At 72.1% G+C, this 19818-nt stretch carries 4 protein-coding genes; all 4 read left to right on the plus strand.

Going from position 1 to position 19818, the window contains the following annotated elements:
- Positions 1-65 precede the first annotated feature (65 nt).
- Positions 66-1637 carry a GMC family oxidoreductase gene (locus O3438_RS01265; protein WP_269678133.1) on the plus strand — a complete coding sequence of 524 codons (1572 nt, stop codon included), beginning with the start codon at positions 66-68 and terminating at the stop codon, positions 1635-1637.
- 737 nt (positions 1638-2374) lie between these two features.
- Positions 2375-4714 (plus strand): BTAD domain-containing putative transcriptional regulator, encoded by a 2340-nt coding sequence (locus tag O3438_RS01270; RefSeq protein WP_269678134.1) that lies wholly within the window; start codon positions 2375-2377, stop codon positions 4712-4714.
- 601 nt (positions 4715-5315) lie between these two features.
- Positions 5316-5792, plus strand: a complete 477-nt coding sequence (locus O3438_RS01275; RefSeq protein ID WP_442929691.1) for a flavin reductase family protein — start codon at positions 5316-5318, stop codon at positions 5790-5792.
- A 192-nt stretch (positions 5793-5984) separates the two neighbouring features.
- The gene (locus O3438_RS01280) at positions 5985-19769 is read left to right on the plus strand and encodes a type I polyketide synthase (RefSeq protein WP_269678136.1); all 13785 of its coding nucleotides are present in this window, start codon (positions 5985-5987) and stop codon (positions 19767-19769) included.
- Positions 19770-19818 lie beyond the last annotated feature (49 nt).

Raw genomic sequence — 19818 nt, forward strand, 5'->3', positions numbered from 1 at the left:
CCAGCGCTCCTTCCCCCCGGGAGCGCTGGGGCCATCCCACCCCTGACGGCCGCAAGGGAGCGACGATGGACGGACAGACCTTCGACTACGTCATCGTGGGTGCCGGGTCGGCCGGTTGCGTTCTCGCGGCCCGGCTCTCCGCCGACCCGTCGGTGCGGGTGGCCCTGGTGGAGGCGGGGCCGGCCGACACCGATCCGGAGATCCGGATCCCGATGTCCGCACTGCGGCTCCTCGGCTCGGACCACGACTGGGGGTACAACACCGTCGGCCAGCCGCACCTGGGTGGCCGGCACATCTACTGGCCCCGGGGCAAGACCCTCGGCGGCTCGTCGTCGGTCAACTTCCAGATGTGGGTGCCCGGGCACCGCGCCGACTACGACGGCTGGGCCGGGGCGACCGACCAGCGGTGGAGTTGGGAGACCGTCCAGCCGTACTTCCGCCGGGCCGAGCGGTGGGGCGGAGCGCCCCAGCACGGGTCGACCTACGGCACCGACGGACCATTGTGGATTTCCCCACCGCGCGACCCGGATCCGACCACCACGCGGTTCCTGGCGGCCTGTGAGGAACTGGGTCTGCGGGAGCTGGCCGACGGCCTCGGCGGTCCCGACCACACCGGCTACGCGGTGACGCCGCTCAACCAGCATGCCGGTGCCCGGTGGAGCGCCGCCGACGGCTACCTGCGACCCGCCGAAGACCGGCCGAACCTCACCATCCTGACCAGACGGCTGGTGCACCGGGTCTGCTTCGCCGACGGGCGGGCGGTCGGCATCGAGTACGCCGGTGGACGCCTGCTCGCGCGACGCGGGGTGGTCCTCAGCGCCGGAGCGATCGGCTCACCGCAGATCCTGATGCTGTCCGGCATCGGTCCGGCCACGGATCTGCGCGAGCTGGGCATCACACCGTACGTCGACAGTGCCGGCGTGGGAGCCAACCTGCACGACCACGTGGCCGTCGACGTGAGCCACCACGCGGCCGGTCCGGTGCGCCTGCTCGACGCGTACGCGGAGGAGAGCCTGCGCGCCTACCACGAGCGACGGTTGGGCCCGCTGACCTCCAACATGGCCGAGGCGGTGGCCTTCTTCGGCAGCCACGACGGATGTCCCGCCCCGGACCTGGAACTCATCTGGGTGCCGATGGCCTTTACCGACGACGGTGACGAGGCTGCCGGCCTGACGGTCTCGGTGGTCCTGCTGCAACCGCAGAGCCGAGGGAGGGTCACCCTGGCCGACGCGGACTCCACGAGCCCGCCGCAGATCGACCCGGCCTACCTCTCCGCCGAGCAGGACGTGACCACGCTGGTCGCCGGCGTGCGCTTCGCCGACCGGGTGTTCGGCACCGCCGCGCTGCGGGGCCTGGTCTCCGGTCCGATGGCGCCGTGGCGGGGCGAGCTGAGCGACGAGGTGCTGACGGCGACGGTACGCGAGCGCGCGGCCACCATGTTCCATCCCGTCGGCACCTGCCGGATGGGTCGGTCCGATGATCCCGCGGCGGTGGTCGGCCCCGACCTGAAGGTGCACGGTGTGGAGAATCTGTACGTGGCCGACGGCTCGGTCATTCCGCGGATCCCTCGCGGCCACACCCACGCGACCGCCGTCATGATCGGAGAGCGCGCCGCGGACCTGCTCCGGCGGGCATGACCGACCGCGCGACCTGACTCCGGCCCCGCAGGTGCCGGCGGCGGCCCGCCCCGGCCGTCCCGGCCCTGCCGTCGCGTGAGCGTGCCGGCCGGTGACCGTTCCGGCGGCCCGGCCCGCCCCGGCACACGTCCCGCCGGCCCCGCTGTGGACGTGAGGTCACGTCCGGGCGTGCGGTGACCGGCGACGGTTCGGGGGATGCCGGTCGCCTCGCGGAGGACGACGACGACCCGGCGGGCCACGCCGGTGCCCCCTCCGTCGCCGGCCCCGCCGTCCCACCTGGCGTGGGGATCGGTGCTCGGCCGTCTGCCGCCACCTGCACTCTCACCTCCGGGTAATCACTTACCGTCATGTAAGTAGTTGATTGTGTCGTGATCGTGAGGCAGGCTTGCGTTGTACTGATCGAGGGAGGTTGATAGCCCGGCTTGTTGCGACGATCCGCCGGCGGCTGGAAAGTGCGACAGCTGCCAGCAAATGCCCTCATGGCGGCGCGCTGCGACAGACGGAGCGCCGTATTCGGGCAACAGTCGGCCGACTGGAGCCTGCTGAGCCGGACGACCCTCCTGAGAATATCGGGCCGATCGCCTGACTCCCCGATTCTCGCCCGGCGTGTGCGGCTGGAGCGGTACGACTCCTGAAGCCAGGGTGTGCAATGTGAACGTCAGTTCAATGTGCCCGACCGTAACGGTTGGCATCATCCAAGTCGGGGGGCGACGATGCATTTCCGAATGCTGGGTCCAATGGAGGTTTTCCGGGATGGCCAGTCCGTCGGGCTGGGCGGCATAAAGCAACGCGCCACGCTGGGTTTCCTCTTACTCCAACCCAACCGGGTCGTTCCCACGAGTCAGTTGTTGAAGGCGTTGTGGGCATGGGAGGAAGCTCCCGCCTCCGCTCGGAAGATCCTCCAGAACGCGGTGTGGGGGCTGCGCGGCATCCTCTGCCCCGACGGCGGCGGCGGGGAGCAGGCGGCGCTGCTCACCCAGGCGCCCGGTTACATGCTCCGCGTCGACACCGAACGGATCGACGTGCACCGCTTCCACAGGCTTTCGAACCAGGGGCGGGGAGAGCTGTCAGCCGGCCGACCGGAGGCGGCGGCCGACCTGCTCCGCGAGGCGCTGGCGCTGTGGCGGGGGCCGGCCCTGGCCGATCTCGTCGAGGGCGGCATCGTCTGGTCGGAGGTCGTCGCCCTGCAGAACGCGCGCCTGGTGGCCCTCGAGGAGTTCTTCGAGGCGGAGCTGGCCTGCGGTCGGCACCATGCCGTGCTGGGCGAGTTGGAGACGGCGGTCGCGGGGGAGCCCCTCCGGGAACGGTTCTGCAGCCAGCTCATGCTGGCCCTCTACCGGTGCGGCCGACAGGCCGACGCGCTGAACCTCTACGCCCGGACCCGGACGGCGCTGGTGGACGGTCTCGGCTTGGAACCGGGGCACAACCTCCGTGCCCTGCAGCACGCCATCCTCACGCACGACCCGATGCTGACCGTGGTGGGATCACCCGGCGAGACCCTGGCCGTCGCGGCCGGCGTGGACCAACCGCCGCGGCCGGCGTCGCCGCCGCCGGGCGACGTGCAGGGCGCCCCCGGGTCGGCGGACCCGACGGGGGAGCAGGACACCGGCCCCCACCTGGTGGCCCCGCCGCGCAAACGCCAGTCCTGGGGGCGGGTGGGTCGGGGCCCGGTGAGCGTCGTCATGGCGCGAATCCGACTGTCGGGCGAGCCGGGGACGGGCGAGCAGGCGCGGTTGGACGAGGCCCTGGAGCGGGTGACGACAATCGTCCGCGAAGTGGTGGGCTCCTTCGGCGGGGTGGTCGCGGCCTCGTTGGGCTCCGTCTCGCTCGTGCTGTTCGACGGATCGGACGTCAGGCGCCGCACCGCCGACGACGCCGTCTCGGCCGCGATGACGATCCACGAGAGGCTCGCCGCCGGCGTGGGAGAGGGGGTCGGCGCCGTGGCCAGCCATCTGGCGGTGGTCAGCGGTGAGGCCCTGGTCCGCTATCCGGCGGAAGTCGGTGCCGCCCCCACTGTCAACGGCGCCCTGGTCGACGAGTGTCACAAGTTGTTGTCCCAGGTGCCCGACGGCAGCATCTACGTCTGCCCCGAGACGCACAGGCTGACCGAGGACGTGGTCGCCTACAGCGCTGTCGACGGGGTTTGCGCGGGCTGGCGTGTCGAGGGTGTCCACCAGGAGCACATGGGCTACCACACCGCGCCGATCGTCGACCGGGAGTGGGAACTCGACCTTCTGCGTGGCCTGTTGGAACGGGTGCGGCACCGCTCCGTGCCCCACCTGGCGACCGTGTTGGGCGAGCCGGGATCGGGCAAGAGCCGGTTCGTCATGGAGTTCGAGTGCCGGATGGCGGTCTCACCGCAGAGCGTGCTGTTCCTGTCCGGCGCGGCCCCCGGCACGGCCGACCGGACAGACGCCACCGACCGTCTGCTGGCGCAGATCATCGCCGCCCAGTGCGAGATCCTGACCGACGACGGCCCGGCAGCCGCGGAGGCGAAGCTCGTCGACCTGACCGAACGTCTGGTGGGCCCGCAGCACGTCGACTCCGTACGATCCGGGCTCGCGCCGTTGCTGCGGCCGGGGCGCACGACTGAGACGGACCGCCGCGGAGCCCTGGACAGTTGGCGACGCCTGCTTCGGGCCAGCGCCGCGCAGCGGCCGATGGTGATGGTCCTGGACGGGGTGCACCGGGTCGACGACGACCTGTTGGACTTCATCGAGGACCTGCCCCGGTGGGCCTCGTCGGTGCCCCTGCTGGTGGTGGCGACGGCCCGGCCGGCGCTGCTGGAACGACGGCCGGCCTGGGGTGGTGGGCAACGGCACGCGGCGACGATCACCCTCGATCCCCTCTCGGAGCTGGCAATCAACCGGTTGCTGGACGTGCTCGCGGTGGGCACCAAGGGCCACGGCCAGCCGGCCGGCCGGTTCGGCGCCCTGCTGGGCGCCCGTCCCGCTGCACGGCGGGCGCACCCCCCGTCGATGGGCGGGATCGCCGTCAGATCCCTCGACCGTGACGGTGGCACCGAGAGCGCATGGACCGCCGAGCCGCAGCGGTGGCATCGGGTCAGAGCGTCGTAGCGGCGCTCCGGACGACCTCGAAGCCGTGGCCGGGCGGATTCCGGCGCGGTAGCGCCACGCGCCGCAACGGTGAACCGTGTCCATCCGGAAGGGCGCCGTCGCGTCCGTCGGGAATGGTCATTGATCCGGGAATGCTATTGTGCCTGACCGGCAGACGGCGAGCCGGTTCCCACCGCTTGAAGAAACGGCGTCGCCGTCCCGCTGATAGTCCGGCTCCCAGATCGTTGACGCCAATCCGCGCAGCGGGTCGGGAAAAGCGCGGGTAATCGTCCACTAACTGATCATGCTTCACCGTTGTTCCTCCTTGATTACGTCGGAATGGGGGAACGGGAGCCACTGTGGACTAACGTCGGAGTGGCCAGGGTGATTCGTCGATTCCGGCACAGATCTGCCGGGCGCTACAGAAGCGCCAACTCACCGAAGCCGGGCCGAAGAGCCGGGCGTCACGTGCTGCCCGCACGCGCCCTTGCCGCGGTGCACCACCGCACGGCGAGACATGAGTGGACGAGAGGACGCGATGTCTTTTTCCGGGAAATCAGCTGATGTCCTTGCCGGGCAGGATTCGTCACCGCCGGAGCTGCCGGGCGCCACCGCCACCTCGATGCGCGACGTGATGGCCCAGTTCGCCACCGGAGTGGTCCTGCTCAGCGTGGGGGGTGAGCACGTGCACGGGATGACCGCCAACGCCTTCACCTCGGTCTCGTTGCGACCGCCTCAGGTCCTGTGCTGCGTCTCGCACACCGCGGTGATGCACGCCGCCATCACGGCCGCAGGTCTGTTCGGGGTCTCGGTGATGGGTGCTGATCAGGCCGATCTGGCCCGCTACTTCGCCGACAAGAGCAGACCGTTGGGTGCGGCGCAGTTCGAAGGGGTGAGCTGGCGCGCCGGTGAACACAGCGGCGCGCCACTGCTGGCCGGCGCGTTGGCCTGGCTCGAATGCGAGATCGTCCAGTCCTACGACGGTGGCGACCACTCGATCATCGTCGGGTCCGTGCTGGCCGCCGGCCGTGGCCCGGACCATCCCGGACTGCTGTTCTTCGACGGCGGATTCCAACCCGCGCCCCGGCGCGCGGGATAGCACCCGGCGCGGGCCGGCAGGTGCCGCGACCCGACGTGCCGGCCCGCCCTGCGGCGAACGCGGATCCCCCGGCCCACTGCCCACCCACCTGGTCATCGACCAGCCGTTCCCGCACCGTCCGGCCCCGGAGCGCCGGCCGGCCGGGCTGGAACCGATGACCCGAGGACCCAGCCAGAAAGGCGATCGAACGCGATGACGAGTGAGTACGGTGCTACGCCCCCCGGGGTACCCAACGGTTCCGACGGGGCGATCGCGGTCGTCGGGATGTCCTGCCGGCTGCCGAAGGCACCAAACCTCGAGGCGTTCTGGGACCTCCTCCACCGCGGCGTCGATGCCGTGGCGCCGATGCCCGCACATCGCTGGGAACTTGCCTCCGGCGCGACCCCCGACGCTCTCTTCGGCCCCACCTCAGGCGCCCGCCACGGCGGCTGCCTCGACGAGGTCGACACCTTCGATGCGGCGTTCTTCGGCATCTCGCCGCGCGAAGCCGTCACCATGGACCCACAGCAGCGCCTCGTGCTCGAGTTGACGTGGGAGGCACTGGAGGACGCCGGCATCGCCCCGGAGTTGCTGCGCGGCACCCCCACCTCCGTCTTCGTGGGCAGTCTGCGCGACGACTACGCCACCCTGCTCTACCAGCGCGGCGACCGGGCCATCACCCAGCACACCGCCGTCGGCCTGCACCGGGGCATCATCGCCAACCGGGTGTCGTACGCCCTCGGCCTGCAGGGCGCCAGTCTGACCGTCGACAGTGCGCAGTCGTCCTCGCTGGTGGCGGTGCACCTGGCCGGCGAGGCCCTGCGGTCGGGGCAGTCCACCGCCGCCATCGTCGCCGGGGTCAACCTCAACCTTCTCGCCGAGGGCGCCCTCAGCGCCGAGCGCTTCGGTGGGCTGTCCCCGTCGGGCCGTTGCTTCACCTTCGACGCCCGGGCCGACGGCTACGTCCGGGGTGAGGGCGGTGCCGTCGTCGTGCTGAAACCCCTCGAACTGGCGATCGCCGACAACGACCGGATCCACGCGGTGATTCTGGGCAGCGCGGTCAACAACGACGGCACCACCGCCGGCCTCACCCAACCGAGCCAGCAGGCCCAGGAGCAGGTCCTGCGGCAGGCGTACCGGCGGGCCGGTGTCGACCCGGCGGACGTGCAGTACGTGGAGCTGCACGGGACGGGAACCCCGGTGGGCGATCCCGTCGAGGCCGCCGCGCTCGGTGCCGTCATCGGCTCCGCCCGCTCCGCCGGACCACTGCCGGTCGGCTCGGTGAAGACCAACATCGGTCACCTCGAAGGCGCGGCCGGCCTGGTCGGCCTGGTGAAGGTTCTGTTGGCCATTGGGCGGCGCCAGCTTCCTCCCAGCCTGAACTTCGCCACCCCCAACCCGCGCATCCCGCTCGACCGGCTCAACCTCGACGTGCAGCGGGAGTTGACCGCCTGGCCGCAGCCGGACCTGCCGCTGCTCGCCGGGGTCAGCTCCTTCGGGATGGGCGGCACCAACTGCCACGTCGTGCTCGCCGAGAGCCCGGTCACCGGCCATCGCCGGCACGCGCCGCAGTCGACGGCCCAACGGTCGGGCGCGCTCGAGGTGGTGCCCTGGGTGCTCACCGCCCGGAACGCCGCCGCCCTGCGGGAGCAGGCACGCCGTCTGTCCGCCCGGCTCCGGACCGATCCGCTGCCCAGCCCGGCCGACGTCGGTTGGTCGCTGTTGCACCGGTCGTCGTTCATCAACCGGGCGGTGGTGACCGGCCGCGACCGGTCCAGCCTGCTCACCGCCCTCGACGCCCTCGCCGACGGCCGCCCCGCCGCCGGTTCGGTCACCGGCGCGGTCACCCTGCCGTCCGGCCGCAGCGCCTTCCTGTTCACCGGCCAGGGAGCCCAGCGGGCCGGCATGGGGCGGGAACTGCACCGGGCGTACCCGGTCTTCGCCGACGCCCTCGACGACGTGTGCCGGTTGGCCGATCCGCTGCTCGACCGGAGCCTGCGCCAGGTGCTCTTCGCCGACCCGGGCTCCACCGACGCGGCGCTGCTCGACCGCACGGACTACACCCAGATCGCCACCTTCGCGATCGAGGCCGCGCTGGTCCGGCTCCTCGACTCCTGGGGGGTACGGCCCGACGTGGTTGCCGGTCACTCGATCGGTGAGATCGCCGCGGCGTACGTGGCGGGCGTCTTCAGCCTTCCCGACGCCGTCCGGCTGGTGGTCGCCCGGGGAGCGTTGATGGCGGCTCTGCCGGCGGGCGGTGCGATGGCCGCCGTCCAGGCGACGGAGCGCGACGTCGCGGGCCTGGTGGAGCTGGGCGGGGACACCGTCGCGCTGGCGGCGGTCAACTCCCCGACGTCGGTGGTGGTCTCGGGTGCCGAGACCGGCGTCGACGCCGTGGTGGCCTCCTGCGAGTCGAAGGGCTGGAAGGTCCGTCGCCTGACCGTCTCGCACGCCTTCCACTCTCCGCTGATGGAGCCGATGCTCGACCGGTTCGCCGAGGTGGTGTCGGGCCTGCGGTGCAACCCACCGTCGCTGCCGATCGTCTCCACCGTCACTGGCGCCCTGGTCGACGACGACCGCTGGGCGTCAGCCGACTACTGGGTCGAGCAGGTACGCCGGCCGGTGCGGTTCGCCGACGCGGTGCGCACCCTCAGCGCGCAGGAGGTGTCCGGTTACGTCGAGGTGGGCCCGGCCGGGGTGCTGACGGGCCTGGTGCGGGAGACCCTGGCGGACCCGACGGCGGTAGCGGCGACAGCCACCCTGCGCGCGGGCCGGCCGGAGGTCGAGTCGGTGCTGTCGGCGGTGGCCTCGGTATTCGTCAGAGGTGTGCCGGTCGACTGGACCGCCCTGTACGCCGGCAGCGGCGCCCGGCACGTCGACCTGCCCACGTACCCCTTCCAGCGGGAGCGCTACTGGCTCCCGGACGCCACGCCCGCCCAGGCGCCGGTCACCAGCACCAACCCGGATCCCGACCCGGACCATCCGGCGGACGTCACCGGGACCGCGGCGGCGCCGAGCGGCAGCGTGCCCGCCGGTGGGGAGTTGGCCGCGCGCCTGGCCGCACGGCCCGGGACGGACGGTGCCCACCTGGTCGCGGAGCTGGTCACCGAACACGTCGCCGCCGTGCTGGAGTACCCACCGGACCGGCCGGTGGAGGTCGGCCTCCCGTTCCGGGAACTCGGCTTCGACTCCCTGATGCTCGTGGAGCTGCGCGAACGGCTCAGTGGCGCCACCGGCCTGGTGCTGCCCAGCGGGCTGCTGTTCGACCATCCGACGCCGTCGGCTCTCGCCGTGCACCTGCACCGGAGGCTCGACGGCGGCTCGACGGCCGACCTCGCGGCCACCCCGCAGCCGGGCGGACCCGCCGACGAGCCGGTCGCCATCATCGGTATGGCCTGCCGTTATCCCGGCGGGGTCACCGACCCCGAGGAACTGTGGCGGCTGGTCGCCGAGGGCGTCGACGCCATCACCCGGTTTCCCACCGACCGGGGCTGGCCGGAGGACCTGTACGACAGCGACCCGGCCCGCTCCGGGCACAGCTACGTACGCCACGGCGGTTTCCTGCACGACGCGGGCCGGTTCGATGCCGGCTTCTTCGGCATCTCGCCGCGCGAGGCGCTGGGCATGGACCCACAGCAACGATTGCTGTTGGAGACCGCCTGGGAGGCGGTGGAGCGGGCCGGGTTGCGGCCCGGGTCCCTGGCCGGCACCCGCACCGGCATCTTCGTCGGTGCCACCGGGCTGGACTACGGCCCCCGGATGCACGACGCGTCGGAGGCCGTCGAGGGTCACCTGCTGACCGGCGGGGCACCCAGCGTCATGTCCGGCCGGATCGCCTACCAGCTGGGCCTGATCGGCCCCGCCGTCACTGTGGACACCGCCTGCTCCTCGTCGCTGGTGGCCCTGCACCTGGCCGCCCGGTCCCTGCGCCAGGGCGAGACCACGTTGGCCATCGCCGGCGGGGTGACGGTGATGGCCACCCCCGGGATGTTCCTCGAGTTCTCCCGGCAGCGAGGGCTGGCCCCGGACGGTCGGTGCAAGCCCTTCGCCGCCACCGCCGACGGGACCGGCTGGTCCGAGGGGGTGGGCCTGCTGGTGCTGGAACGGCTGTCCGACGCCCGGCGTAACGGTCACCGGGTCCTGGCGGTGCTGCGCGGCTCCGCGACCAACCAGGACGGCGCCTCCAACGGGCTCACCGCACCCAATGGCCTGTCCCAACAACGGGTGATCCGCCAGGCGCTGGCCGACGCCCGGATCGCGCCCTCCGAGGTGGACGTGGTCGAGGCTCACGGCACCGGCACCACGCTGGGGGACCCGATCGAGGCCGAGGCGATCATCGCCACCTACGGGAGCGACCGGGCGGACGCCGGGCCGGTCCTGCTCGGATCGCTCAAGTCCAACATCGGCCACGCCCAGGCCGCCGCCGGCGTCGGCGGCGTCATCAAAATGGTGCAGGCCATGCGGTACGGGTTGGTGCCCCGGACCCTGCACGCCGAGCAGCCGTCACCCCGCGTGGACTGGTCGGCGGGAACCGTGTCGCTGGTCACCGAGCCGGTGCCGTGGCCCTCGCGGGAAGGGCCCCGCCGCGCCGCGGTCTCCTCCTTCGGCATCAGCGGCACCAACGCCCACGTCATCCTCGAACAGGCAGTCGAGGAACGGGTGGACGGCACGGCCGAGCTGGTCGAGGTCGCCGCCGGCCCGTCGACCGACCCGCCGCCGCCCGCACCGGTTCCCTGGGTGCTCTCCGCCCGGGACGATCAGGCGCTGCGGGCCCAGGCCGGCCGGCTGTTCGACCTGCTTGCCGACCGACCCGACCTGCGGCCGGCAGAGGTGGGCCGTTCGCTGGCCACCACCCGTGACCGGTTCGACCGGCGCGCCGTCGTCCTGGGTAGGCGGAGCACCGACCTCCGGGCCGGGCTGGAGGCGTTGGCACACGGCACCGCGACCCCGCACGTCGTGTACGGCGACGCCAGCCGGGCCGGCCGTACCGCCCTGCTCTTCACCGGTCAGGGGGCGCAACGTCCGGGCATGGGCCGGGAACTCGCGGAGGCCTTCCCGGCGTTCGCCACCGCCCTGGACGACGTCGTGGCCGCGCTCGACCCGCACCTCGACCGTCCGCTGCGTGATCTGCTGTTCGCCCCGGACGGCTCGGCCGAGGCTGCCCTGCTCGACGAGACCCGCTACACCCAGCCGGCGTTGTTCGCCGTCGAGGTGGCGCTGTTCCGGTTGGCCGAACGGTACGGGCTGACGCCGGACCTGGTCGCCGGTCACTCGGTCGGTGAACTGGCCGCGGTGCACGTGGCCGGTGCGCTCGCCCTGCCCGACGCCGCCGCGTTGGTCGCGGCCCGGGGCCGTCTGATGCAGGCGGCACCCGCGGGCGGCGCGATGATCGCGATCCAGGCCGCCGAGCGCGAGGTCGCCGAGTCGCTGGACGGCTTCGGCGACCGCGTCGCCCTCGCCGCTGTCAACGGTCCCTCGTCGGTGGTCGTCTCCGGCGACGAGGACGCCGTCGAACAGGTCGCCGCCGGTTGGCGGGACCGGGGGCGGCGGATCCGCCGCCTGTCGGTCAGCCACGCCTTCCACTCCGCGCACATGGACCCGGTGTTGGAGGAGTTCCGGCAGGTCGCCGCGGGGCTTACCGTCCGGCCGCCGCAGGTGCCGGTGGTGTCGACCCGGACCGGCGCGCCGGTCACCGGCGAGGTGCTCGCCTCCGCCGACCACTGGGTTCGCCAACTTCGGGGCACCGTACGGTTCCACGACGCGGTGTTGGCGCTCCGCGCGCAGGGCAGCACTGTCCTGATCGAGGTGGGCCCCGACACGGTTCTCACCGCCATGGCCCGTGACACGCTCGGCGACGACCCGGCAACAGTGATCGGCCTGCTGCGGGCCGGCCGGCCGGAGGCGGACACCTTCGTCACCGGGCTGGCGCAGGCCCACGCCTGCGGCGCGACGGTCGACGTCGCCGCATTCCTCCCCGACGCCCCGGTGGTGGACCTGCCCACCTACCCGTTCCAACGCGAGCACTACTGGCTGGTGCCGCAGACCCGTACGGACGCGCGCGGCCTCGGTCTCGACCCGGCCAGCCACCCGCTGCTCAGTACCGCCGTCGAGCTGGCCGACCGCGACGAGACAGTGCTCACCAGCCTGCTGTCCCCGCACACCCACCCGTGGCTCGCCGACCACGCCATCGACGGCGAGGTGCTACTCCCGGCAACGGCGATGCTCGAACTCGCGCTTGCCGCCGGAGACCGGGCCGGCTGTCCACGGGTCGAGGAGTTGACCCTGGAGACGCCGCTGGTCCTGCCGGACGACACGGCCGTTCGCCTCCAGATCCGCGTCGGCGCCGCCGACGCCGACGGCACCCGCCCGTTCACCGTGCACTCCCGTCCCGACAGCGGCGACCAACCGCAGCCCTGGACCCGGCACGCCGCCGGGGCCCTGACGGCGGTGGCCGACCCGCTCGGGCAGGCACCGGTAGCACCGCAGTGGCCACCGGCCGGCGCGGAACCCGTCCCGCTCACCGACGTCTATCCCCGACTGGCCGCATCGGGCTACGACTACGGCCCGGTGTTCCGCTGCCTCACGGCCGCCTGGCGCCTCGACGGTGACCTCCTGGTGCACGTCCGCCTGCCCGAGGAGCACCACGAGGCCGCCGGCCACTTCGGCATCCATCCCGCGCTGCTGGACGCCGTGCTGCACCCGCTGGTGCTCGACCTGGTGGGGGACGCCGGTGACGACGAGATCCGGCTGCCCTTCGCCTGGTCCGCCGCCGAGGTGCAGGCAGTGGGAGCCACCGAACTCCGGGCCAGGCTCGCCCCGGTCGGCACCGACGCGGTCTCGCTCACCCTCGCCGACGGCACCGGGGCGCCGGTGGCCACCGTGGGTTCCCTGTCGCTGCGTCCGGTACGACGCGGCAGCACCGTACGCCCGAGAGGCGGGCACAACGACCTGTTCACCGTCGACTGGCCACAGATCACCACACCGACTCCACCCGACCTGCGATGGGTCGAGGTCACCGACGACGAGCTGAGCGAGGCCGACGGAGCCGACGTCGCCCTGGTGCGCGCGTACTCCGGCGTCGGTGACGTTCCCGCCGACGTGCACGCAGCCACCCGGCGGGCCCTGGACCTGGTTCAACGCTGGTTGGCGCAGGACCGGGGCGGCTGCCGCCTGGTGATCGCCACCTGCGGTGCGGTGGCCGCCGGCCCCACCGAGGGGGTACGCGACCTGGCCCACGCGGCGCTCTGGGGTCTGCTGCGGGTGGTGCAGTCCGAGCACCCCGGCCGGCTGGTGCTCGTCGACCTACCGGACGGAGCCGACGTCGACCTGCTCCCGGCCGTCGTCGCCAGCGGCGAGGCGCAGCTGGCGGTACGTGACGGACACCTGCGCGTGCCCCGGCTGGCCCGCCGCGAACCGGCGGCCGGCGGCACGCCGGGCACCCTCGACCCCGACGGCACCGTGCTGGTCACCGGCGGCACCGGCGGCCTCGGCGCGCTGCTGGCCCGGCACCTGGTGGCCCGCCACGGGGTACGACACGTGCTGCTCACCAGCCGGCGCGGCCCGGACAGCCCGGGTGTCGACGCCGTGGTGTCCGATCTCGAGGAGCGGGGCGCCTCGGTCACAGTGGCCGCGGCGGACACCGCGGACCGTGCCGTGCTGGCCGGCGTGCTGGCCCAGATTCCCACCGAGCATCCGCTGACGGCCGTGGTGCACACCGCCGGGGTGCTCGACGACGCCACCGTCGAGGCACTCACCCCGGAGCAGCTCGGCAGGGTGCTGCGGCCGAAGGTCGACGGCGCGTGGCACCTGCACGAGTTGACCCGCGACCTGCCACTGAGCGCGTTCGTGCTGTTCTCGTCGATCTCCGGGATCCTCGGCACGGCGGGTCAGGGCAACTACGCCGCGGCGAACACCTTCCTGGACGCGCTGGCCGCGCACCGCCGCGCCGCGGGGCTGCCGGGCACCTCGCTCGCCTGGGGACTGTGGGACGGCAGCCATGGCATGGGTGCCACCCTGTCCACAGCCGACCTGGCCCGCTGGGCGCGCGGCGGCGTCCTGCCCCTGACCCCCGAGCACGGCCTCGCTCTGTTCGACACCGCTCTGGCCGACACCACGCCGCTGCTGGTGCCGGCGGCGGTCGACCTGGCCCGACTGCGCGACGACGAATCGCCGCCGCCACCGCTGCGCGGACTCGTCCGCCGCCGTGCCCGCCGCACGAGCCAGGACGGCACCTCGGGCGCCACAACGGACTGGGCCCGCCAGATCACCGCGCTCCCCGCCGAACAACGACGTCAGACCGTGCTCGACCTGGTGCGCACCCTGACGGCGACGGTGCTCGGTCACGCTTCGCCCACCGGCGTCGAAACCGACCGGGCCTTCCGCGACGCCGGCCTGGACTCGTTGGGGGCCGTGGAGTTGCGCAACCGGCTCAACGCGGCGACCGGCCTGCGACTGCCCGCCACCGCGGTGTTCGACCACTCGTCCCCGACCGCCATGACCGCCTACCTGCTCAGCCAGGTCGAGGGCACCGACGAGACCCGGCAGCGACCTACCCGACGCACCGTCGCCGTCGACGAGCCGATCGCGATTGTGGGGATGGCGTGTCGGTTCCCGGGTGGGGTGTCGTCGCCGGAGGAGTTGTGGGAGTTGGTGGCGGGTGGTGTGGATGCGGTGAGTGGTTTTCCGACGAATCGGGGGTGGGATCTGGAGGCGTTGTACGACCCGGATCCGGAGCGGGTGGGGACGTCGTACACGCGGGAGGGTGGCTTCCTGCACGACGCTGACCTGTTCGACAGGCAGTTCTTCGGGATGTCACCGCGAGAGGCCACGGCCACCGACCCGCAGCAGCGGCTACTGCTGGAGACCGCCTGGGAGACCTTCGAGAGCGCCGGGATCGACCCGACGACTCTCCGAGGCAGCAACACCGGGGTCTTCGTGGGCGCGATGTACGACGACTACGCCGCACGACTGCCCCAGGTGCCCGACGAGTACGAGGGATTCCTGCTGGCCGGCAACACCTCCAGCGTCCTCTCCGGCCGGCTGGCCTATACCTACGGACTGGAGGGCCCGGCGGTGACCGTGGACACCGCCTGTTCGTCGTCGTTGGTGGCGCTGCACCTGGCCGCGGGCGCCCTGCGCCGGGGCGAGAGCGACCTGGTGCTGGCCGGCGGGGTGACGGTGATGGCGGGACCCAGCACCTTCGTCGAGTTCTCCCGGCAGCGGGGTTTGGCCGCTGATGGTCGGTGTCGGTCGTTCGCCGCCTCGGCGGGTGGGACGGGTTGGTCCGAGGGTGTGGGCCTGTTGTTGGTGCAGCGCCTGTCGGATGCCCTGCGGCAGGGACGTCGGGTGTTGGCGGTCGTGCGGGGCTCGGCGGTCAACCAGGACGGCGCGTCCAACGGTCTCACCGCGCCCAGTGGACCGTCGCAGGAGCGGGTGATCCGGCGTGCTTTGGCGGAGGCGGGGGTCGATCCCGCCGAGGTCGACGCGGTGGAGGCGCATGGGACGGGGACCCGGTTGGGTGATCCGATCGAGGCGCAGGCGTTGTTGGCGACGTATGGGCAGGGTCGGTCGAGTGGTCGGCCGCTGTGGTTGGGGTCGTTGAAGTCGAATATTGGTCATGCTCAGGCTGCGGCGGGTGTGGGTGGTGTGATCAAGATGGTGATGGCGTTGCGGCATGGTGTGTTGCCGCGGACGTTGCATGTGGATGAGCCGAGTCCGCATGTGGATTGGTCGTCGGGTGCGGTGCGGTTGTTGACGCAGTCTCGGTCGTGGCCTGATTCGGGTGGGCCTCGTCGGGTGGGGGTGTCGTCGTTTGGGATTAGTGGGACTAATGCGCATGTGATTGTGGAGCAGGCTCCGGTGGTGGGGTCTGTTTCGGATGGTGGTGTGGGTTCGGGGTTGGTTTTTGGTTCGGGTGGTGTGGTGCCGTGGGTGGTGTCGGGTCGTTCGGTGGTGGGGTTGCGGGGGCAGGCGGCTCGGTTGGGTGAGTTTGTGGGGGCGCGGCCGGGGTTGGGTGTGGTGGAGGTGGCGTCGTCGCTGGTGGGGCGTGCGTCGTTGGAGGATCGGGCGGTGGTGTTGGGGTCGGGTCGGGAGGAGTTGTTGGCGGGGTTGGCGGCGTTGGCGCGGGGTGAGTCGTCGTCGTCGGTGGTGACTGCTGCTGGTGGTGCTGCTACTGGTGGTGGTTGTGCGTTTTTGTTTACGGGGCAGGGTAGTCAGCGGTTGGGTATGGGGCGTGAGTTGTACGAGCGGGTTCCGGTTTTCGCTCGGGCGTTGGATGAGGTTGTTGGGTTCTTGGATCCGTTGTTGGGTCGGTCGTTGGTGGGGATTCTGTTTGCGCCGGTGGGTTCGGCTGATTCGGTGTTGTTGGATCAGACTGGTTTTACGCAGGCGGCGCTTTTTGCGGTTGAGGTGGCGTTGTGTCGGGTGTTTGAGAGTTGTGGTGTGGTGCCGGATGTGGTGTTGGGGCATTCGATTGGTGAGGTGACGGCGGCGTTTGTGGCGGGGGTGTGGGATCTGCCGGATGCGTGTCGGTTGGTGGCGGCGCGGGGTCGGTTGATGCAGGGTGCGCGTGAGGGTGGCGCGATGGTGGCGGTGCAGGCGGGGGAGCGGGAGGCGCTGGAGTCGTTGGCGGGGTGTTCGGGTCGGGTGGTGGTGGCGGCGGTGAACGGGCCGGGTTCGGTGGTGTTCTCCGGTGACGCGGATGTGGTGGAGCAGGTGGCGCGGGGGTGGCGGGAGCGGGGTCGTAAGGTCCGGCGGTTGCCGGTCAGTCACGCGTTCCACTCGCCGCATATGGATGAGGTCCTGGATGAGTTCCGGGGTGTGGTGGCTGGGTTGACGTTCCACGAGCCGCGGATTGCGGTGGTGTCGAATGTCAGTGGTGTGGCGGCGACGCGGGAGCAGTTGTGCTCACCGGAGTACTGGGTGCGTCATGTTCGTGAGACCGTCCGGTTCCACGACGGCGTGCGCTACCTCGAAACCCAGGGCGTGACCCGCTTCCTGGAGATCGGCCCCGACGGAGTGCTGACCGCACTGGCCCAGGAGTGCCTGACCACGGAAGCCGGGATGCTCACCTCCGCGCTGCGCACCGGGCGTTCCGAGGTCACCACGGTCCTCACCGCGCTGGCCCGCCTGCACGTGCGCGGCACGTCGGTGGACTGGACGGCCCTGCTGCCCGCCGGCCAGCCCGTCGAGCTGCCCAGCTACGCGTTCCAGCGGGACCGGTACTGGTTGGACGGACCGGCCGTCATCGGTGACGCGACGGGCCTGGGTCTGAGCGCCACCGCACACCCACTGCTCGCGGCAAAGGTGCGCCCGGCCGACCGGGACGAGTACCTCTTCTCCGGCCGGCTGTCCCGGCAGACCCACCCCTGGTTGCTCGACCACGTCGTCGCGGGCGCGGTGCTGGCACCGGGCACCCTGCTGCTCGAACTGGTCACCGCCGGAGGGCGGCAGATCAACTCCCCCGAGGTGGTCGAGCTGACCCTCGCCGCGCCGCTGCTGCTGCCCGAACGGGGCGGCGTGGCGGTCCAGGTCGTGGTCGGCGCCGCCGACGACGCGGACCACCGAACCGTGGAGGTGCTCTCCCGGCCGCAGGACAGCGCCGACGAAGCCGGTGCCTGGACCCGGCACGCCTCGGGTGTGTTGGGGGTGGTGGGTTCGGTGTCGGGTGTGGGGTGGGAGCAGTGGCCTCCGGTGGGTGCGGTGGAGGTTGATGTGGTGGGTGCGTATGAGCGGTTGGTGGGGGTGGGTTACGGGTATGGGCCGGCGTTTCGGGGGTTGCGTCGGTTGTGGCGGGTTGCGGGTGGGTGGTGTGCGGAGGTGGTGTTGCCGGAGGGGTTGCGGTCGTCGGCGGGGTCGTTCGGGGTGCATCCGGCGTTGTTGGATGCGGGGTTGCATGTGTTGTTGCCGGGTGTGGGGGAGGTGGGGGGTCGGTCGTGGTTGCCGTTTTCGTGGTCGGGGGTGTGGGTTGGTCGGTCGGGTGCGTCGGCGTTGAGGGTGCGGTTGGGGGTGGGTTCGGCTGATGGTGATTCGTTGTCGGTGTCGTTGTCGGTGGCGGATGAGTGGGATGTTCCGGTCGTGCAGGTCGACAACCTGCTCCTGCGACCACTGAACCGTGAGGCCCTGCTGACGGCCGGTGCCGCGGCGCTCGACGGACTCTTCGCCGTCGAGTGGACGGAACTACCTGTCGACGCCAGCACCGACGACATCGCGACCTGGCCCGTCCTCGGCGAGGCGCCGTGGCCGGGACCCGCACCCTCGTACCCGGATGTGGCTGCTCTGCTGCGGGCCATGGACGCCGGCGCGGCGGTCCCGGCCCAGGTCGTGGCGCTGGCGGCCGTCGGCGACGACGGGCCGCTACCGGTACGGGCCCGGCACGTCACCTCGCAGGTGCTCGACCACCTGCGGGCCTGGCTGGCCGACGAGCGGCTGAGTGGGTCGCGGCTGGTCGTGCTGACCCGGGGCGCGGTGGGTGCCGACCCGACGGACCTGGCCGGCGCCGGCGTCTGGGGCCTGGTGCGCTCGGCGCAGACCGAGCAGCCGGACCGATTCGTCCTCGCCGACATCGACGACGATCCCCGCTCCGCCGCGGTGCTGCCGGCCGCGCTCGCCACCGGCGAACCGCAACTGCTGGTACGCGCCGGTGCGGTGTCCGTACCCCGCCTGAAGCGGGCGGCGACGACCGCAACCGAATCGCCCACCCCGGACTGGGGGGCGGGCACTGTCCTGATCACCGGTGCCACCGGCGCCCTGGGCGGGGTCCTGGCTCGCCACCTGGTCACCGAACACGGGGTGTCGCGGCTGTTGCTGCTGAGCCGACGCGGCCCGGACGCTCCGGGCGCCGACGACCTACGCGACGAACTCGTCGGGTTGGGGGCGGTCGTCGACATCGTCGCCTGCGACGTGGCCGACCGGGACGCCCTCGCCGCGGTCCTGGACGCGATACCCGACGAGCAGCCCCTGTCGGCCGTGGTGCACACCGCCGGCCTCCTGGACGACGGTCTGGTCCCGAACCTGACGCCGCAGCGCCTCGACGCCGTGCTCCGCCCCAAGGTGGACGCGGCCTGGCACCTGCACGAGCTGACCCGCCGGTGGGACCTCTCGGCGTTCGTCGTCTACTCCTCGGTCGCCGGGTTGGTGGGTACGGCGGGTCAAGCCAACTACGCGGCAGGCAACACCTTCCTCGACGCCCTGATCCAGCACAGACGTGCCCAGGGGCTGCCGGGCACCTCGCTCGCGTGGGGTCTGTGGGAGCAGGCCAGCGGGCTCACCGACCACCTGGCCGACGTGGACCTGAAGCGAATGGCACGTTTCGGCCTGCTGCCGTTGTCGTCGCCGGACGCGATGGCCCTCTTCGACGCCGCACAGGCGGCGGCCGAGCCGGCCCTGGCGGTGACCCGGCTGGATCTGGGCGGGCTACGGGCCCGGGGCGAGCAGCCGCCGCCACTGCTCCGCGCCCTGGTGCAGGTTCCCCAGCGGGCGGCCGATCCGGCGGCGGACAGCGCGTCACTGGCGCGTCGGCTGGCCGCCGCCCCGGCGGACCGGGACCGCATCCTGGTCGATCTGGTCCGCAGCAGCGTTGCGACGGTGTTGGGGCATGCCGACCTCGGCGACGTGGAGGTGGAACGGACCTTCCAGGAGCTGGGTTTCGACTCGCTGACCGCGGTGGAGTTGCGCAACCAGCTCAACAGGGCCACCGGGCTGCGGCTGCCCACCACCCTCGTCTTCGACCATCCGACTCCGGCGGCGCTGGCCGCCCTGCTGCGTGAACAGCTCGCTGTCGACGAGCCGACCGAGGTTCCGGTCCTCGGCGATCTCGACCGGCTGGAGACGATGATCCGCTCCGGGGCGTGGGACGCGGCCACTCGGAACGAGATCGACGACCGACTCCGCCGCCTGTTGGACCTCCACCACCAGCAGGCCCGTGCGTCGGCCGTGGAGGCGGACCTCGACTCCGCCAGCGACGAGGAGCTCTTCGCTCTCGTCGACAAGTTCGACTGAACCAGCAGGGTCTCTTCGCGGCTGTGGCCCGACATCGCCTGACCCATCT

The organism is Micromonospora sp. WMMC250 (genome assembly GCF_027460215.1).
Taxonomy (GTDB): Bacteria; Actinomycetota; Actinomycetes; order Mycobacteriales; family Micromonosporaceae; genus Micromonospora; species Micromonospora taraxaci.

Coding starts and splice junctions, on each gene's coding strand:
- O3438_RS01275 (WP_442929691.1), top strand. CDS start 5,316: ATGCGCGACGTGATGGCCCAGTTCGCCACCGGAGTGGTCCTGCTCAGC.
- O3438_RS01265 (WP_269678133.1), top strand. CDS start 66: ATGGACGGACAGACCTTCGACTACGTCATCGTGGGTGCCGGGTCGGCC.
- O3438_RS01280 (WP_269678136.1), top strand. CDS start 5,985: ATGACGAGTGAGTACGGTGCTACGCCCCCCGGGGTACCCAACGGTTCC.
- O3438_RS01270 (WP_269678134.1), top strand. CDS start 2,375: ATGGAGGTTTTCCGGGATGGCCAGTCCGTCGGGCTGGGCGGCATAAAG.